This window comes from Vibrio sp. CB1-14 (genome assembly GCF_040412085.2).
In the GTDB taxonomy this organism is placed as follows: Bacteria; Pseudomonadota; Gammaproteobacteria; order Enterobacterales; family Vibrionaceae; genus Vibrio; species Vibrio chaetopteri.
Genome location: NZ_CP115920.1, coordinates 196,608 through 213,826, shown reverse-complemented (window position 1 = coordinate 213,826; position 17,219 = coordinate 196,608). Strand labels below are relative to the sequence as shown.

Here is a 17,219-nt window from a genome sequence, read left to right as displayed (position 1 = left end):
TAATCATCGGTTAGTTAACAATAACGCGACCCTGTTCATCGAAAGCCTCATCCTCTATGAGGCTTTCTGCTATTTCTTCAAGATCAAAACGAACAGCCTCAAAGCACTCGAATGCCAGCTCCTTAGTAACGACATTTAAATCATTTAGCCTAGCAAGTTTCTCCAACCCAACAAGACACACAATCAACATCCCTGCTTGCTGCGCGTGAAACTCAACCACGCCTAGCTCTTGGTTCCATTCAAGCTGATCTGAAAACAAAATTGACTGGTTCATGTTATAGGCCTTCTAGATTCTTTCTTAACTCACGTAATATCTGCTTCGTGCCCGGTCTTAGGCCGCGCCATAACATAAAGCTTTCTGCCGCCTGACCCACCAGCATACCTAAACCATCATAGGCCAACCTAGCACCTGACTCTTTCGCCCATTGATTGAAGGTCGTCAAACCCTGTCCATAAGTCATATCATAACTCACAGTGTGGTCAGCAAAGATTGCATCACTGATGTCAGGCAATTGTTTATACAGACTGGTTGAAGCGGAGTTAATCACCACATCATAGGCACGAGAAACGTCACTCATAGGTACCGCATTAATCTGCCCGTAAGGCTTAAATAGCTCAGCAAGCTGCTGCGCTTTCTCAAACGTGCGATTGGTAATGGTAATAGAGGCAGGTTTTTGGTCGAGCAACGGCTTCAGTACACCACGCGCCGCACCACCCGAGCCAATCACTAATATAGAAGCGCCTTCTAGTTGAACTTGATGTTGCAGTAAGTCCTGAACCAAACCCTCACCATCGGTGTTATCACCAATGATTTCGCCATCATCCAGCTTCTTGAGGGTATTAACTGCGCCCGCAAGCTGAGCACGCTCGGTCAGGCGACCCGCAAACTGAAAAGCATCTTCTTTAAAGGGTGCGGTAATGTTGCAACCTTTACCACCCGATTGGAAAAACTCGGTGGCAGCCTGCTTAAACGCATCTGGCTCTGGCTGTTGACTAGCATATTCAAGATTTTGCGAAGTTTGTCTTGCGAAGAGAGTATGGATATACGGTGATTTGCTTTGCGAGATGGGATTACCAAACACCACGTACTGATCGGGCTTGCTCATGTTTATGCCTACTGTCCTTGCTAATGGGTACCGAAATGTATAGTTCGACACTATCACTTCGGCACACATTCGCCAAGTTGAACAAAGGCTGTTGGCTAGGTTACCACTCTCTCGGTTTTAGATAGTCGCTATAGAGGCGCGCTTCTTCGCTTCCCTCTTGTGGCTCATAGCTGTATTCCCAGCGAGCCAATGGCGGCATTGACATAAGAATGGACTCCGTACGACCACCACTTTGCAAGCCAAATAGCGTGCCTCGGTCGTAAACGAGATTGAACTCAACATAACGACCACGACGATAGAGCTGGAAGTTGCGCTCACGCTCACCATATTGCTCAGCTTTGCGCTTTTCGACGATTGGCAGATATGCATCGGTGTAGCCGTTACCCACCGCCTGCATGTAAGCGAACGAGCGTTCAAAGCCCCACTGATTTAAATCATCAAAGAACAAGCCACCAACACCGCGCGTTTCGTTACGGTGTGGTAAGAAGAAATAGTCATCACACCATTTTTTATGCTCTGCATACACCTCATCACCGAATGGCTGACAAACCTGCTTCGCCGTATCATGCCAATGCTGGCAATCCTCTTCATATGGATAGAATGGCGTTAAGTCAAACCCACCACCAAACCACCAAATCGGATCCTCGCCCTCTTTCTCAGCGATAAAGAAACGTACATTGGCATGTGATGTTGGGATATAAGGGTTCTTGGGATGAATCACTAGCGATACCCCCATAGCTTCGAACTTGCGCCCAGCGAGTTCTGGTCTGTGCGCGGTAGCTGATGCCGGCATCTTGTCGCCAAACACATGGGAAAAATTCACCCCGCCTTGCTCAAATACCTGACCATCTTTCATAACGCGGCTGCGGCCACCACCACCTTGCTCACGCTGCCACTCATCCTGTTGAAAGGTCGCGACACCATCTTGTTGTTCGAGTTTTTGGCAGATATCGTCTTGAAGCTGAAGAAGGAACGCTTTTACTTGGTGTTTATCGACTTGCTGCACGGGAACTCCTTAGCCTTGTCGTAGTACTTTAAGGGTGCGAGCGTCGCGGATTTCGCTCGGCTTATTGCGGCCACCCGTCTCGCCTTCAAGGACTGAAGACAAACGAGTACCCAGTTGCTGCTTAACTTCTTCGGTTGTCATGCAAGATGGCATACCTGATAAATTAGCACTAGTGGACGTAATTGGCTTGCCATAGGCCAAACACAATTTTTGCACCAACTCATGATCCGTGACACGCACAGCGATAGTATCAAACGCGCCACTTAGCCAAGGGGAAACACGTGAGCTTGCTGGCATGATCCAGGTATATGGGCCAGGCCAAGTTTGCTGAACACTTTCTAGCTGCTGCTCTGTCAGTTGAGCCTCATCAATATAAGGGCGAAGCTGCTCAAAATTCGCAGCGATCAAAATGAGTCCTTTTTCAACCGGACGTTCTTTGACAGCAAGAAGCTTTTCAATAGCTTGCGCATCGTCTGGATCACAACCCACGCCAAATACTCCTTCCGTTGGATAAGCAATTACTTCACCGGATTGAAGCGCCGCAACTGTGGTTTGAAAATTATCCACCGAGACTTCCTTTTATTAAAAGCTAAACAAATATTTTACATTTCTACGGCACTATGCTTAAAACCCGAGTGAGAATCCAGAAAAAAACACAAAATTCACTCACGCAAACGTTTTCCTTAGAAAAAAATCCTCGTATAATGCGCGCAAATTAGTCCATTTCCACACGCCTTGAAGGAGCTTCGGATGAAAGTCGGCATTATTATGGGTTCAAAATCAGATTGGCCAACCATGAAACTAGCAGCAGAAATGCTGGATCAGTTTGGTGTGGATTATGAAACCAAGGTCGTTTCTGCTCACCGCACACCGCAACTACTCGCTGACTACGCGACTTCTGCGAAAGAACGCGGTATCTCAGTCATCATCGCCGGTGCTGGCGGCGCTGCGCACCTTCCAGGTATGGCGGCAGCGTTCACAAGTGTTCCTGTATTGGGCGTTCCTGTTCAAAGCCGCGCGCTTAAAGGTATGGACTCTCTACTGTCTATCGTACAAATGCCTAAAGGCATCGCGGTGGGCACACTGGCTATCGGTGAAGCAGGCGCCGCGAACGCGGGTATCCTGGCGGCGCAGATCATTGGTGTTCACGACAACGCCGTAATGGAAAAGGTTGAAGCGTTCCGCAGCCAACAAACAGAAACTGTACTTGCTAACCCAGATCCTTCTAAGGACTAATGATGAAACACGTACTGGTTCTTGGAGCAGGCCAACTGGCGCGCATGATGTCACTAGCCGGCGCCCCTCTGAATATCAAAATCTCAGCATTTGATGTGCGCAGTGAGAATATCGTTCACCCACTGACACTTGAAGTGCTAGGTAACGGTTTAGAGCATGCGATTGCGGAAGCTGACGTTATCACGGCTGAGTTCGAACACATTCCACTCGATGTACTCGCAATCTGTGAGAAAAGTGGCAAGTTCCTCCCATCGACAGACGCTATCAAAGCCGGTGGTGATCGCCGCATTGAAAAAGGCCTTCTCGACAGTGCGGGGGTGAAAAACGCCAAATACGCAGTCATCAATACTCGTACAGATTTTGATGCGGCAATTGCGCACGTTGGTCTGCCTATGGTGCTTAAGAGCGCATTGGGTGGCTACGATGGAAAAGGTCAGTGGCGATTAAAAACGCTTGATGATGTCGACGCAATTTGGACAGAAATGGCCGAGTGTATTGCAGAATCAGAAAGCCAAGCGATCGTTGCTGAAGAGTTTGTCCCTTTCCAACGCGAAGTATCACTGGTTGGTGCGCGCAACAAGCAAGGTGAGCTTGCTATCTACCCACTGGCTGAAAACGTGCATACCGATGGCGTACTGACGCTATCAACAGCGATTGATGAACCAGAACTGCAAGCTCAAGCGGCACAAATGTTTACCGCTGTAGCCGAGTCTTTGGACTATGTTGGCGTGCTTGCACTTGAGTTCTTCGATGTGAATGGCCAGCTACTAGTGAATGAGATTGCACCTCGCGTGCACAACTCAGGGCACTGGACACAGCAAGGTGCGGACACTTGTCAGTTTGAAAACCACCTGCGCGCGGTATGTGATATGCCTCTTGGCTCAACACAAGCCATTCGTGCCACGTCTATGGTGAACATTTTAGGCGAAGATACGTTGCCAGAAGCGGTGCATAGCCTGTCTGGCTGCCACGTTCACTGGTATGGCAAAGACAAGCGTGCTGGTCGTAAGATGGGTCACATCAATGTCACGGCCAATGACAAAGCGGCGCTTAAGGCGCAGCTAGTTGCCTTGTCTGAGCTACTTGATGAAGCGGCTTTTCCCGCGCTGAAGCCAGCAGCTGAAGCCCTTTAAGCTGGGCGTAAAGCTTTAAAAAATGGCTCCCAAAGGAGCCATTTTTATTTATTCGGTATCTTGTATTTTATGGCATCGCCTTGAGGCGCACTCGAGTACGGTTCCAGATGCTCGCTTCTTTTCCACCAGCAGCTCAAATCCACAAAACTGACAGTGACCCGCGACAGGAGGGTGATTGACCGCAAACTTGCACTTTGGATACTGATCGCAAGCGTAGAAGGTTTTGCCGAATCGAGATTTTCTCTCTTTGAGTGCCCCTTTGGCACACTCAGGACAAGAGACCAAGGTTTGATCGGTTTGCTCTGGCTCTTCTTGCTTGTTCGGTGATTGAATGAAGTGGCATTCCGGGTAGTTGCTGCACCCAATGAACATTCCAAAGCGTCCTTGGCGCAGCAGCAGCTCAGAGCCACAATCCGGACAGGGTACACCTAGCTCTTTGACGATATGACCATCGTTTTGATGCAATGGTTTAATATAGTCGCAGCTCGGATATTGGTCACACCCTAGAAAAGTGCCATGTTTGCCATTTTTGAGAAGCAGCTTACCAGGTTGGCATTGGGGGCAAGACTCATGATCTAAGGCGTGTTCATGAGCCGAGAAAAGTTGATTGTCGATTTTACCACTCATGGTGTTCTCTTAACGCAAGCAGCCCACTGGGTTGGGCTGGGAGGATTAATGCACCACACCTCTTTCAGCGGTGTAGATAAGCTCTTCCATGAGAGTGTACGCGTTTTCGTTGCCAGGAACATTGAACAAGACCATCAAAATGATCCATTTGAGGTCATCGAGTTCAAAATCGTTGGTTTCGAGCCCCATAACACGGTCAATGACCATCTCACGAGTTTCGGTAGTCAAGACGCCGATCTGCTCTAAGAACATCAGCAAGCCTCGGCTTTTAACATCCATACGCGTCATTTCTTGCTGGGTATAGATTCGCGTAGAGGTCGCGGCACTCATCGCAATCGCAGAATGCTCATCGGTGTTTTGCAGCTCAGCAAGATCCTCAAGCCACTCTAGTGCCTTGTAGATATCTTTTTGCTTGAAGCCTGCTCTAAGTAGTTCATCCTCAAGTTCGTCTTGGTCTACCTGCAGATCTGCATCGCTATGCACGTAGGTTTCGAACAGGTACATCAGTATGTCCATCATCATAGCTAGCCTCTCCCCTTAAGAATATAACCACCGTTAACCGCAACAACATGGCCCAGTAACTCGAGCTCTAAAAGCTGTTGCATGACCTCTTGAACAGGAATATGGGTCTTTTGAGCCAAAATATCAACCGGCGTTGCCTCTATTCCTACGTTAGCCAACAGATCTGCATATGGCAATTCTTCTTTATCAATAACTTGGTCGAAAAGTGTTGGTTGTACTTTTTTAGACCAGTTCGATAGAGATTCTATTTCACATAGTACATCTTCCACCTTTTGTACGAGACAGGCACCGGTTCGTATTAATGAATGACACCCCTGATGATAAGCATGACGAATCGAACCTGGCACAGCAAACACCTCACGCCCCTGCTCTGCCGCATACCTTGCTGTAATTAACGAACCACTTTTCTCCGCAGCTTCCACCACAACAACGCCCAACGACAAGCCACTGACAATTCGGTTTCGTCTTGGAAAGTGTTCCGCTCTCGGTTTGATCCAAGGTAAATGCTCACTGACGAGCGCACCTTGCTGAGCGATGCGCTGCGCGAGTGACTTGTGCCTAGCGGGATAAATTGAATCCAGCCCAGCCCCCAACACAGCGATGGTCTTGCCATTTGCCTCAAGCGCTCCTTGATGGGCATGACCGTCGATACCCAGTGCCAATCCACTTGTTACGCAGTAGCCAAAGTTAACGAATTCCGCAGCAAAGCTGCGCGCTGTTTCCAAACCGCCAGAACTGGCGTTTCGGCTGCCAACCATGGCGATTTGCGGCTCTGATAACAACGCCACGTCACCTTGTACAAAAAGTATTGGCGGACAGCCTTTAGATTCTCGTAACAGCGGCGGATAGTCGTCACCTTGCTGAAGAAGGATGTGATTATTCGCATTTTCTCGCCAAGCGAAGGCTCGCTCTGCGAGCTCAACAGACTGCTTACGAATAAAACTGACCTGATTGGGCTTAAGTCCAATTGCTGATAATGTCTGCTCATCTGATTCAACGATATTCCGTGGATCATCCACTGCGAGCAGCTTATAGAAGGTCACAGGACCAATACCTGGACATAACGAAAGTCGCAGCCACGCTAAGGCATTACTGTCATCCATGAAGGCGCCCATTAGCTTTTTGCACGTTTAGAAGGGGAAGCTACCAGCATCTGCTGGGTAATTGGCTCACTTGCCTCGATGATTACCGCAATGCTAAAAAATGGATAACTGCGTATCACCACAAGCTGCCCCACCTCAATCGTCGGCATCGCCAGCGAGGTCTCTTCTTTATTCCCTTCCACTAGCCCAAATTCCCCCTCTGAAAATTGAAAGCCATGAGCTGGTTTCACCAACGCATAACTGCCGCCCTGCTCTACCCGAGACACATAGCCGCGATTAAGCACCACCGCCTGCCCTCTGACGACATAGTTCACCGCATCCATCATTCCCGCGATGCTGAGATTATCAATGGCAGGGCCAGCATGAGGCTGAAAGTGATTGATTTGCTCGGGTGTTTGTATTGCCGAGAGAGGAATGGCGACATCACCCTGCTTAATTTCATGGATAAACCTTTCAATCACAAGGGTCGTCACGCCATCGGCTTGCGACTGACTGCGCGCTTTCGCCACCATTCTGACTTGCTGCATGCTGTATTCTGGCTGCGGCGCAGCAAAGCGCTGGCTAGCGCGGTAGATAGCCCACTCAGTCTCCTCACCTCGGTAATCAATATAGACATCATCTTCAGCGGTCACGTAGTTGAGCCCATCACTTGAGCCAATCACTTTCGGGAATTTTGCCAGCTCACTCTCTAGTACCAAGCCCTCTCTTTGAGTATAGCGAGCTTGGGTTAGGGCATTAATGGCAGCGATAGGGGCTTTGGTGGTCACTTGAATCGTCGGCGACAGTTTTTTCGTCGCTTTACGCACCAAGCGCGGTTGACCGTTAACCCACGTCAGCATCAGTTTGTCACCAGGATAAATAAGGTTAGGATCACCAATGTGTTTGTTTTGGTTCCAAAGCTCAGGCCAACGCCATGGAGAGTGCAAATACAGACTAGAAATGCCCCATAAGGTATCACCCTGCTTTACTTGATAAACAGCAGGGACAGTCTCTTTAATAGTGAGCGGATTATCAGCGAAAGAGGCAAAGCTCAGAGCGAGTGTGGTAACAACAATGTAAACCTTCAATACCAGCACATTTCCCCGCTTCATACACCGCAATCCTTCGCTTTGTTTCAAGGGATGCTGTCATTTAGGTTGGAAAATGTCTAGAATTGAACCAACGAAGTCCAAGCCTATTCGGCACAGTTCAACATTTTGAGTGTATATGTCTGTATTACAAGTATTAACTTTCCCGGATGATCGCCTAAGAACGGTAGCAAAGCCCGTTGAAGCGGTAACGCCGGAAACCCAAAAAATCGTCGATGACATGATTGAAACCATGTATGACGAAGAAGGTATCGGTCTGGCAGCAACCCAAGTTGACGTTCATCAGCGAATTGTTGTGATTGATATTTCAGATACTCGCGACGAGCCTATGGTACTGATCAACCCTGAAATCACGGAAAAACGTGGTGAAGACGGTATCGAAGAAGGTTGCCTTTCTGTTCCTGGCGCTCGCGCATTAGTCTCTCGCGCTGCAGAAGTAACTGTAAAAGCGCTAAACCGCGATGGTGAAGAGTTCACTTTCGATGCGGATGACCTGTTGGCTATCTGTGTTCAACATGAGCTTGACCACCTAGAGGGTAAACTGTTTGTTGATTACCTATCCCCTCTAAAGCGTAAGCGTATTAAAGAAAAGCTTGAGAAAATTAAGCGCTTTAACGCCAAGCAATAAGCCAACGAATAAGAATTTAAGTTAAGAGAGGTCAGTGTGAGCCAATCATTACGTATTGTGTTTGCCGGTACTCCAGACTTCGCCGCCCGTCACTTGGCGGCGTTATTGTCTTCGGAGCATGAGGTTATCGCGGTTTATACTCAGCCAGATCGCCCTGCAGGTCGTGGTAAAAAACTCACAGCAAGTCCTGTAAAGAACATCGCGCTTGAGCATGACATTCCGGTTTATCAACCGGTCAATTTCAAGTCTGACGAGGCAAAGCAAGAGTTAAAAGATCTCAACGCCGACATCATGGTTGTCGTAGCATACGGCCTGTTACTTCCACAAGCTGTGCTGGACACTCCAGAGCTGGGTTGCATCAACGTGCATGGCTCTATCCTGCCTCGTTGGCGTGGTGCAGCACCCATTCAGCGCTCTATCTGGGCGGGTGATGCCGAGACTGGCGTGACCATCATGCAGATGGATATCGGCCTTGATACCGGTGACATGCTAAAAATTGCCACATTGCCAATTGAAGCCACCGATACCAGCACCACCATGTATGACAAGCTTGCCGAATTAGGCTCAGAAGCTCTGGTTGATTGTCTTGGTGATATCGCCGCAGGCAAGGCAAAGCCTGTCAAACAGGACGATGAGCAAGCCAATTACGCCAGCAAGCTGAGCAAAGACGAAGCTAAGATCGATTGGTCACAAGACGCCGCGTTTATCGAGCGCTGTGTGCGTGCCTTTAACCCATGGCCGATGAGTTTCTTCTCTGTTGAAGAGAACAACATCAAGGTTTGGCAATCTCGCGTTGAAGCGAGTGCGACAGAGGCGCCTGCGGGGACTATCCTTAAGGCTGATAAAACAGGAATTTACGTTGCAACGGGTAACGGCACCTTGGTTCTAGAGCAAATCCAGATCCCAGGTAAAAAAGCGATGCCAGTGAGCGATGTACTCAATTCCAAAGCCAGCTGGTTTGAAGTCGGCAGTATCCTAGGTTAGTGATACACACCGCATACGATATTTAGGGCCAGTACTAACCAGTACAGGCCCTAGTTTGTTTTCATAGCAACAAATTTAGGTAACTAACATGAACGTTCGCGCTGTCGCGGCTAATATCCTTTTCCAAGTGGTTGATAAAGGCCAATCGCTCTCGAGTGCACTTCCATTGGGTCAGCAGCAGGTGAAACCTCGCGACCAAGCACTGCTTCAAGAAATCTGTTTTGGTGCACTTCGAATTCTGCCTCGCCTTGAATCTGTCGCATCCGAATTAATGGATAAGCCACTCAAGGGAAAACAGCGCGTATTTCATCATTTGATTTTGGTGGGTCTTTACCAAATCGGTCATATGCGCATTCCGGCTCACGCTGCCGTTGGCGAGACGGTGGAAGCGACCAAAACGCTGAAAGGCCCAAAACTGCGCGGCTTAATCAACGCTGTACTACGAAACTACCAACGCAATCAAGAAGAGTTAGATCAAAAGTCGGTCAGCCACAATGCGGGTAAATACGGTCACCCAAGCTGGCTACTGAAACTACTTCAGCAAAGCTACCCAGAACAGTGGCAAAGTATTGTTGAAGCCAACAACATGAAAGCGCCGATGTGGCTGCGTGTGAACCACCAACACCTACCTCGTGACGATTATCAAGCGCTTCTCAAAAATGAAGGCATAGATTCCACCCCTCACCCAGAAGCACAAGATGCCCTAAAATTGGCCGCTCCTTGTGACGTGACCAAGCTTCCGGGCTTTGAGAAAGGCTGGGTATCGGTTCAAGATGCCGCAGCGCAGCTGTCGATCAATTATTTGCAACCACAAGATGGTGAGCTGATCTTAGACTGTTGTGCAGCGCCAGGTGGTAAAACCGCCCACATTCTTGAGCGCACCAAAGGCAGCCAAGTGGTGGCTATTGATTGTGACGAGACGCGACTAAAGCGTGTCCACGACAACCTGAAACGCCTCAACCTACAGGCGAAAGTCGTGTGTGGTGATGCAAGAACGCCGCAAGAGTGGTGGCAAGGCGGGCAGTTTGACCGTATTTTGTTGGATGCACCGTGTTCTGCGACTGGCGTTATTCGTCGTCACCCTGATATCAAATGGCTACGACGCGCGGATGACATTGAGGCGCTTGCAGAGCTGCAACGCGAGATCTTTGATGCAATGTGGCAGCAGTTGAAAGTCGGCGGCACGCTAGTCTATGCGACATGCTCTATCACGCCGCAAGAAAATAAAGACCAAGTGATTGCGTTCTTGGCTCGCACAGAAAACGCTGAACTGATTGGCTCAGATAAAGAGAACCCTGGACGTCAGATTCTTCCGGGTGAGCATGATATGGATGGCTTCTATTACGCAGTGCTACAAAAGACGCAGTAATCGAGCATTGTGTAGGGAACTTAAAAATCAATAGCATGCTAACTTATTGATGGCTATGCTATTGACGTAACGAGTTTATAAAAAACAAAAGAGCGAAATGTTATGAAAATCATCATTCTTGGAGCTGGTCAAGTTGGTGGCACCCTAGCGGAGAACCTGGTGGGGGAAAACAACGATATCACTATCGTCGACCGCGACAGCGACCGTTTAAGAGAGCTGCAAGATAAGTATGATTTGCGTGTCGTCAATGGCTACGCTTGTCACCCAGATGTGCTAAGAGAAGCGGGCGCGCAAGATGCCGATATGTTGGTCGCCGTAACCAATATGGACGAAACCAACATGGCGGCTTGTCAGGTAGCATTTTCGCTATTCAACACCCCTAACCGTGTCGCGCGTATTCGCTCACGTGAATACTTGATTGAAAAAGAGAGCTTGTTTAACTCTGGTGCAATTCCAGTTGACCACCTGATTGCCCCTGAAGAGCTCGTCACAAGCTATATCGAACGACTGATCCAATATCCTGGCGCGCTGCAAGTTGTCAGTTTTGCCGATGAGCGAGTCAGCCTCGTCGCGGTAAAAGCTTACTACGGCGGCCCGCTAGTGGGTAATGCCCTATCGACTCTGCGTGAGCACATGCCGCACATTGACACCCGCGTAGCAGCGATTTTCCGTCAAGGACGACCTATCCGTCCACAAGGCACCACCATTATCGAAGCCGATGATGAAGTGTTCTTCGTTGCGGCAAGCAACCACATTCGCTCAGTAATGAGTGAACTGCAGCGCCTAGAGAAACCTTATCGCCGCATCATGATTGTGGGTGGGGGTAACATTGGTGCCAGTCTTGCCAAACGCCTAGAGCAAAACTACAGCGTTAAACTGATTGAGCGCAGCTATCAGCGTGCAGAGAAGCTCTCTGAAGAACTAGAAAACACTATTGTCTTCTGTGGTGATGCCGCTGACCAAGAGTTGCTTGCAGAGGAAAACATCGATCAAGTCGATGTATTTATTGCGCTCACCAACGAAGATGAAACCAACATCATGTCGGCGATGCTGGCGAAGAAAATGGGCGCAAAAAAGGTGATGGTACTTATCCAGCGCGGCGCTTATGTTGACCTGGTACAAGGCGGCACCATTGATGTAGCAATCTCACCGCAGCAAGCGACGATTTCAGCTCTACTTACTCACGTTCGTCGTGCAGATATCGTTAACGTGTCTTCACTGCGTCGCGGCGCTGCTGAGGCCATTGAAGCCGTTGCGCATGGTGATGAAACCACATCCAAAGTGGTTGGCAAAGCCATTGGCGAAATCAAACTACCACCAGGTACCACTATTGGCGCGATTGTGCGTGGTGAAGAAGTATTGATTGCCCACGACCGAACCATTATCGAGCAAGATGACCACGTGGTGATGTTCTTGGTTGATAAGAAATACGTGCCTGATGTTGAGGCATTATTCCAGCCGAGCGCGTTCTTCTTGTAAGGCAATTTTATGGTTAACGCCCGTCCGGTCTCGTTCGTTATAGGGTTGGTGCTCTCTAAGCTCGCCCTATTTATGTACGTGCCGACTCTAGTCGCCTTCTTTACTGGTACTGATGGCTTTCTGGACTTTGGTCTTGCTGTCATCATTACTCATATCGCGGCTTTCCTGTGCCTATCCATCGGCCGAACCAAACACTTTAAGCTGGGTGTTCGAGACATGTTCTTGATCACCAGTTTGGTGTGGACCATTGCCAGCGCGTTTGCGGCGCTGCCTTTTGTGTTCATCAACCACATTAGTTTTACCGACGCCTACTTTGAAACCATGTCAGGCATCACCACCACTGGCTCGACCGTGCTCAGTGGACTAGACAACATGGCACCAAGTATCTTGCTATGGCGCTCAATATTACAGTGGCTCGGCGGCATCGGCTTTATTGTGATGGCAGTCGCTGTCTTGCCAATGCTCAACGTCGGCGGGATGCGACTGTTCCAGACCGAGTCTTCTGACTGGTCTGATAAAAGCAGTCCGCGAGCGAAGACCGTCGCGAAAAATATCGTGGTGGTGTATTTAGTGCTAACCGGGCTGTGCTTACTCGGCTATCTTGCTACAGGCATGAATCTATTCGATGCCATTAACCACTCGTTTACCACGTTGTCCACTGGCGGCTACTCCACCTCTGATGGCTCAATGAACCACTTCTCAGAAGGGTCACATTGGGTGGGTACCGTATTTATGTTCTTAGGTGGTTTACCCTTCTTGTTATTTGTGGCCGCACTGTCGAAGCGCGACCCTAGAGTGTTGTTCAATGACGCTCAAGTGCGCGGCTTTGGTTATTTGTTCTTGATAGCCAGTACGGTTGTGGCTCTTTGGTTGTTTTTCGAGGACGGCTATGCCTTAGATGATGCCTTTCGCGTCTCTATGTTCAACATCGTCTCAGTGGTCACGACGACCGGATTTGGCTTGGAAGACTTCACCGCTTGGGGACCACTACCGTCAGTGGTGTTTGCGTTTATGATGATGGTGGGGGCATGTTCCGGTTCAACATCTGGTGGCATTAAAATCTTCCGCTTTCAGATTGCGGTGACCCTGCTGCACAAACAAATGATGAAGCTTATTCACCCTTCTGGTGTATTCGTACAACGTTACAACCAGCGACCAGTGAACGATGACATTGTTCGCTCAGTGGTGGCATTTGGCTTGATGTTCTTTGTCACTATTATCGCCCTTGCTGGGGCACTGAGCGCGATGGGTTTAGACCCTACCACCAGTATCTCTGGTGCGATTACCGCTGTTGCTAATGTGGGACCGGGAATGGGCTCAATCATTGGCCCTACAGGGAACTTCGCTCCGCTGCCCGATGCGGCAAAATGGTTACTGAGTTTAGGTATGTTAATGGGGCGCTTGGAAATCCTCACGCTGATCGTACTGTTCTTCCCTGCATTCTGGCGCCGCTAATTCGCGGCGTTATCTCAGTTACACCGGTGTCACGTACCAATATATGGCAAAAAAGTGACACGCAGCCCCCCCTAACACAAACAGATGCCAGATGGCGTGGTTGAAAGGTATGCGCTTGTTGGCGTAGAACACCACGCCCAGTGTGTAAATTGCCCCGCCGGCAGCTAGTAGAATTAGACCAGAAGGGTCAAGGTGTTTGGCAAGCTGGTAAATTACGATTAGCGATAACCACCCCATCACCAGATAAGTAATCAATGACGCGCGCTTGAAGCGATAGACAAAAAACAGCTTCATGATAATGCCAATTACAGCAAGCGCCCAAATAACCACCATCAATCCAATCGCAAGTGGCGTGCGTAAACTCACCAGCATAAATGGGGTATAGCTACCCGCGATCAGTAAGAAAATAGCGCAGTGATCAAAGGTCTTGAGCCAACGTTTACTGCTGGGGTGCGGAATAGAGTGATACAGGGTAGAGGCGAAGAACAAGGTGATCATGCTGCCGCCATACAGACTCATACTGATTATGGTCATCACATCGGCATCTGCGGCCAGTGAGCGCTGCAGCAGCAATACCAAACCTACGATCGACAGCAGGATACCAATGCCATGGGTAACACTGTTAGCCCACTCTTCACGTGCGCTGTAGTGGGAAGTGATCATCGACATACCCGCATACTCTGATTTTGGTGACAAAATCAGAGTATGCCACAGTCAGCGAACATGTGTTAGCTCAAAGTTAGGTTGTTTGCTCTAGGTAGTCCAGTACTTGCTTGCCCGCTTCTTCACCAGAAAGAGAACTTGGCAAAGTGAGCTCGCGTTTAAGCTGGCCAAGGCCAATCAAACTAGACAACATACCTTTGACCCCTTCTTTATTACGGTCAATCTCGAACCATAACTTAAGTTCATCCTCACTTCGATACGCAATGATCTCTAACTCTCGCCAGCGGCCGTGATAGGGACCTGTGGTCGGCACAAACTCAAACTCTTGAACAAAAGGCATCGCAAAGCCTTTCGCTGCTTCGCATTCCACTTGGCGTATGCGCAGCCCTTGATCTTCAAGCGCGACAAAAATGCCATCAATGAGAGGATCGGGGCGAACGGTCAGCATATCTTTGTCTTTCGGATCCGCTGCCATGGCAATATCGAGGCCGGTCTCTAGCCACACACGTGAATCACCGATTGTCACCGGAGTATTCCAGGGCACATCCAGTTCAACATCGAAGTCACGAGTTTCACCAGGTTCTATAGTAAAGGCATACGGCAGCGTCCAAGATTGCAATTCATAGGTTTTGGAAACTTTCTTTTTTGGCGCCCCGGGATGGTTACTGTTGTCGTTTTGGTTTTGCGCTACCTCGTCGATGTAACGGCAGCAGAGCTTGAGCTTGATGTTGTCTACTGTTTGCGCGGTTTTACCACCATAAACATGAATGGTCACTTTTGCGGTTTCTCCAGGATGCAGAAACTCTTGATACAGAACAGAGTCAACTTTGGCTGCCCCTATTCCAAAACTTGCTAAGGTTTTTGTGAAAAAAGACATACTTAGTTCCCTTTATAACCGAAGACACAGCTAGTGTTGTATCGTAAATCGCGAGAGAAAACAAACGTTACGCGCACAGAGTCAGTGAAGAAAAAATAACCACTTTTTTTATGAGATCTATCGAATATCCAGACGCTTACTGCTATTCTATGCGTGGTGTGCATGCACACCGTTATTCCTGATTACTTATTTGGAGTGGCATCAGTCAAAAAAGAGCGACATTGGGAGTCTATTCAGTGTTTCTCATAGGTGATCAGGCCATGTATTTGGCAACGGAATTGCCTGACTTGTTAGGTTACAACAATATGCGCCCAACACCCGTCAGGTTTTCGTACTCGGCTAACCGTAGTGCGTTAATGCGTCGTCGCAGTGGTTTTGTCGCTGCACCTGTCGCGAAAAAAGTCGCTCCTTCAATGACCCTAGTTGAGCAAGGTGTCCGAATGACATCAACGCCAACAAGCGTTGTTAAGGCAGCTTAATAAAAAGCGCAGTCTGTCTGTAATGCCGATCAGTTAACAACTAAATGATCGGTTGAACGATCCATTCAAAGTGTCAAAATCCGAGTGTATTCAATGCACTCGGATTTTTTTTATGTTTTTAAGACAGGCTCTTAACCAAGTTCATCAATTCTCTGCAGAGCAACTTTCGGGTTTATCTGATCTGCTTTCTCCAGAACTCATTTCCCAGTGTTTGGAAGATACAGGAATTACGACTATTCGCAGACGAAGGTTACCAATGGAAATGATGGTTTGGAGTGTTGTTGGGATGTCTCTGTATCGCCATTTGTCCATGGAGAAGGTCGTCTCGAAGCTGGATATTCTTCTCCCAGGTAAGAAGCCATTTGTTGCTCCGAGTGCAGTAATTCAGGCAAGACAAAGGCTGGGCTCCGATGTCATGAAATCCGTCTTTACTCAAACGCAGAAACTATGGAATGACAAAACGCCCCACCCAGACTGGCATGGTTTAACACTTCATGCGGTCGACGGTGTAGTCTGGCGAACCCCTGATACTAAAGACAATGATGAGCGCTTCAGTCGAACTCGGAATCAAAAGTGCTCGTCCGAATACCCTCAGGTCCGAATGGTCTGCCATATGGAGCTGACAAGTCACCTTCTAAATAGTGCATCGTTCGACTCTACATCAAAGAGCGAAGTGGACTTAACTACGGAGCTCATTGAGCGCTCTCCCGACCATAGCCTAACTATCTTCGATAGAGGTTTTTACGCTCTAGGACTATTGCACCGTTGGCAGACAACAGGGTAGAGAGGCATTGGCTTATTCCAATGCGTAAAGGAGCTCAATACACAATGCTTCGCAAGTTAGGGCGTGGGCAAGAGTTGGTCGAATTAAAGCTATCCCCTCAAGCTAGGAAAAGTGGCACGATGCACCAGAAACACTGGAAGCTCGATTGATAACTAAGACTATTAAGGGTAAGGAGGTACGGTTGTTAACCTCGATGACTGACCCCTTGCGCTACCCAGGAAAAGACATCTCAGAGCTTTATGGACATCGATGGGAGATAGAGTTGGGTTATCGAGAGATGAAACAATATATGCTTCAAAACAACCTGACTCTAAGAAGCAAAAAGCCCGAACTAATAGAACAAGAACTGTGGGGGATGCTGTTGGCCTATAACTTACTTCGGTTCTTAATGTGCCAAATGGCCTACGACCAAAACAAGGTAATGCCTTACCAGATAGGCTTTAAACAAGCTTCGTTGTTCTTAATAGGACAGTTACAACTCCTTCCTGCCGTCGCACCTGGAAGAATCCCGGAGGTGATGAACTATATCCTAGATATGGCTGAGAGTTTTACGTTGCCAGAAAGGCGAGATAGGAGCTATCCAAGAGCGGTAAAAAGAAGGCCCAGTCGCTATGCGACTAGGCCTTCTAAAAGGTGTTAGCTTCTTAACTTACAAGCATTACAGTCTGTCTGCGCTTTTT

18 protein-coding genes and 1 pseudogene are annotated in these 17,219 nt (G+C 48.6%); 9 read left to right on the top strand and 10 right to left on the bottom strand.

The annotated features are described in order from the left end of the window. Window positions 1–10: 10 nt before the first annotated feature. The 4 genes from PG915_RS01020 to PG915_RS01005 all read right to left on the bottom strand — a co-directional run bounded on the left by PG915_RS01020 (window position 11) and on the right by PG915_RS01005 (window position 2,679). Entirely contained in the window at window positions 11–274 is a 264-nt protein-coding gene (locus PG915_RS01020; protein WP_353497515.1) for a DUF1488 domain-containing protein, read from the bottom strand. 1 nt (window position 275) lies between these two features. Beyond that, entirely contained in the window at window positions 276–1,106 is an 831-nt protein-coding gene (gene aroE / locus PG915_RS01015; protein WP_353497514.1) for a shikimate dehydrogenase, read from the bottom strand. A 100-nt stretch (window positions 1,107–1,206) separates the two neighbouring features. After that, the gene (hemF, locus tag PG915_RS01010; protein ID WP_353497513.1) at window positions 1,207–2,112 is read right to left on the bottom strand and encodes an oxygen-dependent coproporphyrinogen oxidase; all 906 of its coding nucleotides are present in this window, start codon (window positions 2,110–2,112) and stop codon (window positions 1,207–1,209) included. A 9-nt stretch (window positions 2,113–2,121) separates the two neighbouring features. After that, window positions 2,122–2,679: an L-threonylcarbamoyladenylate synthase gene (locus PG915_RS01005; protein WP_353497512.1), complete on the bottom strand. Its 558-nt coding sequence runs from the start codon at window positions 2,677–2,679 to the stop codon at window positions 2,122–2,124. Between the two features lie 183 nt (window positions 2,680–2,862). Here PG915_RS01005 and purE point away from each other — a divergent pair, with 183 nt between their 5' ends. Both purE and PG915_RS00995 read left to right on the top strand, forming a co-directional pair. Then, the gene (purE, locus tag PG915_RS01000; RefSeq protein WP_353497511.1) at window positions 2,863–3,348 is read left to right on the top strand and encodes a 5-(carboxyamino)imidazole ribonucleotide mutase; all 486 of its coding nucleotides are present in this window, start codon (window positions 2,863–2,865) and stop codon (window positions 3,346–3,348) included. A 2-nt stretch (window positions 3,349–3,350) separates the two neighbouring features. Further along, window positions 3,351–4,481 carry a 5-(carboxyamino)imidazole ribonucleotide synthase gene (locus tag PG915_RS00995; protein ID WP_353498631.1) on the top strand — a complete coding sequence of 377 codons (1,131 nt, stop codon included), beginning with the start codon at window positions 3,351–3,353 and terminating at the stop codon, window positions 4,479–4,481. Between the two features lie 48 nt (window positions 4,482–4,529). Here PG915_RS00995 and PG915_RS00990 read toward each other — a convergent pair whose 3' ends face one another. The 4 genes from PG915_RS00990 to PG915_RS00975 are packed head-to-tail and all read right to left on the bottom strand — an operon-like array spanning window position 4,530 to window position 7,824. Next, window positions 4,530–5,108 (bottom strand): type I DNA topoisomerase, encoded by a 579-nt coding sequence (locus PG915_RS00990; RefSeq protein WP_353497510.1) that lies wholly within the window; start codon window positions 5,106–5,108, stop codon window positions 4,530–4,532. 45 nt (window positions 5,109–5,153) lie between these two features. Continuing rightward, window positions 5,154–5,630, bottom strand: a complete 477-nt coding sequence (locus PG915_RS00985) for a DUF494 family protein (RefSeq protein WP_042502388.1) — start codon at window positions 5,628–5,630, stop codon at window positions 5,154–5,156. 2 nt (window positions 5,631–5,632) lie between these two features. Continuing rightward, entirely contained in the window at window positions 5,633–6,733 is a 1,101-nt protein-coding gene (gene dprA / locus PG915_RS00980; RefSeq protein ID WP_353497509.1) for a DNA-processing protein DprA, read from the bottom strand. An 11-nt stretch (window positions 6,734–6,744) separates the two neighbouring features. After that, on the bottom strand, window positions 6,745–7,824 hold the full coding sequence (locus tag PG915_RS00975) for a LysM peptidoglycan-binding domain-containing protein (RefSeq protein ID WP_353497508.1): 1,080 nt from the start codon (window positions 7,822–7,824) through the stop codon (window positions 6,745–6,747). A 115-nt stretch (window positions 7,825–7,939) separates the two neighbouring features. Here PG915_RS00975 and def point away from each other — a divergent pair, with 115 nt between their 5' ends. From def to PG915_RS00950, 5 genes are all read left to right on the top strand, one after another. Beyond that, window positions 7,940–8,449: a peptide deformylase gene (gene def / locus PG915_RS00970; protein WP_353497507.1), complete on the top strand. Its 510-nt coding sequence runs from the start codon at window positions 7,940–7,942 to the stop codon at window positions 8,447–8,449. Between the two features lie 36 nt (window positions 8,450–8,485). Continuing rightward, window positions 8,486–9,433, top strand: coding sequence for a methionyl-tRNA formyltransferase (gene fmt, locus PG915_RS00965; RefSeq protein ID WP_353497506.1), 948 nt, complete (start codon window positions 8,486–8,488; stop codon window positions 9,431–9,433). A gap of 88 nt (window positions 9,434–9,521) precedes the next feature. Continuing rightward, a complete protein-coding gene (gene rsmB, locus PG915_RS00960; RefSeq protein ID WP_353497505.1) occupies window positions 9,522–10,802 on the top strand; it encodes a 16S rRNA (cytosine(967)-C(5))-methyltransferase RsmB in 1,281 nt (426 codons plus the stop codon). Window positions 10,803–10,904: 102 nt separating this feature from the next. Next, window positions 10,905–12,281 (top strand): Trk system potassium transporter TrkA, encoded by a 1,377-nt coding sequence (gene trkA, locus PG915_RS00955; protein ID WP_353497504.1) that lies wholly within the window; start codon window positions 10,905–10,907, stop codon window positions 12,279–12,281. 9 nt (window positions 12,282–12,290) lie between these two features. Further along, a complete protein-coding gene (locus tag PG915_RS00950; RefSeq protein ID WP_353497503.1) occupies window positions 12,291–13,736 on the top strand; it encodes a TrkH family potassium uptake protein in 1,446 nt (481 codons plus the stop codon). Window positions 13,737–13,754: 18 nt separating this feature from the next. On the opposite strand, the gene trhA is transcribed toward PG915_RS00950, so the two are convergent. Together trhA and PG915_RS00940 are read right to left on the bottom strand one after the other, a co-directional pair. Further along, window positions 13,755–14,399: a PAQR family membrane homeostasis protein TrhA gene (gene trhA, locus PG915_RS00945; protein ID WP_418642305.1), complete on the bottom strand. Its 645-nt coding sequence runs from the start codon at window positions 14,397–14,399 to the stop codon at window positions 13,755–13,757. A 76-nt stretch (window positions 14,400–14,475) separates the two neighbouring features. After that, window positions 14,476–15,276 (bottom strand): sporulation protein, encoded by an 801-nt coding sequence (locus PG915_RS00940; protein WP_353497502.1) that lies wholly within the window; start codon window positions 15,274–15,276, stop codon window positions 14,476–14,478. A gap of 236 nt (window positions 15,277–15,512) precedes the next feature. Between PG915_RS00940 and PG915_RS00935 the strand changes: the two genes are divergently transcribed. Then, entirely contained in the window at window positions 15,513–15,755 is a 243-nt protein-coding gene (locus PG915_RS00935) for a hypothetical protein (RefSeq protein WP_353498747.1), read from the top strand. A gap of 112 nt (window positions 15,756–15,867) precedes the next feature. Then, window positions 15,868–17,179: pseudogene (locus PG915_RS00930) on the top strand (IS4 family transposase). The last annotated feature ends 40 nt before the right edge of the window (window positions 17,180–17,219 follow it).

Excerpts from the sequence above, each read along its gene's own strand:
- PG915_RS01020 (WP_353497515.1), bottom strand. The coding sequence starts at position 274 with ATGAACCAGTCAATTTTGTTTTCAGATCAGCTTGAATGGAACCAAGAG.
- aroE (WP_353497514.1), bottom strand. The coding sequence starts at position 1,106 with ATGAGCAAGCCCGATCAGTACGTGGTGTTTGGTAATCCCATCTCGCAA.
- purE (WP_353497511.1), top strand. The coding sequence starts at position 2,863 with ATGAAAGTCGGCATTATTATGGGTTCAAAATCAGATTGGCCAACCATG.
- PG915_RS00995 (WP_353498631.1), top strand. The coding sequence starts at position 3,351 with ATGAAACACGTACTGGTTCTTGGAGCAGGCCAACTGGCGCGCATGATG.
- PG915_RS00990 (WP_353497510.1), bottom strand. The coding sequence starts at position 5,108 with ATGAGTGGTAAAATCGACAATCAACTTTTCTCGGCTCATGAACACGCC.
- PG915_RS00985 (WP_042502388.1), bottom strand. The coding sequence starts at position 5,630 with ATGATGATGGACATACTGATGTACCTGTTCGAAACCTACGTGCATAGC.
- dprA (WP_353497509.1), bottom strand. The coding sequence starts at position 6,733 with ATGGATGACAGTAATGCCTTAGCGTGGCTGCGACTTTCGTTATGTCCA.
- PG915_RS00975 (WP_353497508.1), bottom strand. The coding sequence starts at position 7,824 with ATGAAGCGGGGAAATGTGCTGGTATTGAAGGTTTACATTGTTGTTACC.
- def (WP_353497507.1), top strand. The coding sequence starts at position 7,940 with ATGTCTGTATTACAAGTATTAACTTTCCCGGATGATCGCCTAAGAACG.
- rsmB (WP_353497505.1), top strand. The coding sequence starts at position 9,522 with ATGAACGTTCGCGCTGTCGCGGCTAATATCCTTTTCCAAGTGGTTGAT.
- trkA (WP_353497504.1), top strand. The coding sequence starts at position 10,905 with ATGAAAATCATCATTCTTGGAGCTGGTCAAGTTGGTGGCACCCTAGCG.
- PG915_RS00950 (WP_353497503.1), top strand. The coding sequence starts at position 12,291 with ATGGTTAACGCCCGTCCGGTCTCGTTCGTTATAGGGTTGGTGCTCTCT.
- trhA (WP_418642305.1), bottom strand. The coding sequence starts at position 14,399 with ATGATCACTTCCCACTACAGCGCACGTGAAGAGTGGGCTAACAGTGTT.
- PG915_RS00940 (WP_353497502.1), bottom strand. The coding sequence starts at position 15,276 with ATGTCTTTTTTCACAAAAACCTTAGCAAGTTTTGGAATAGGGGCAGCC.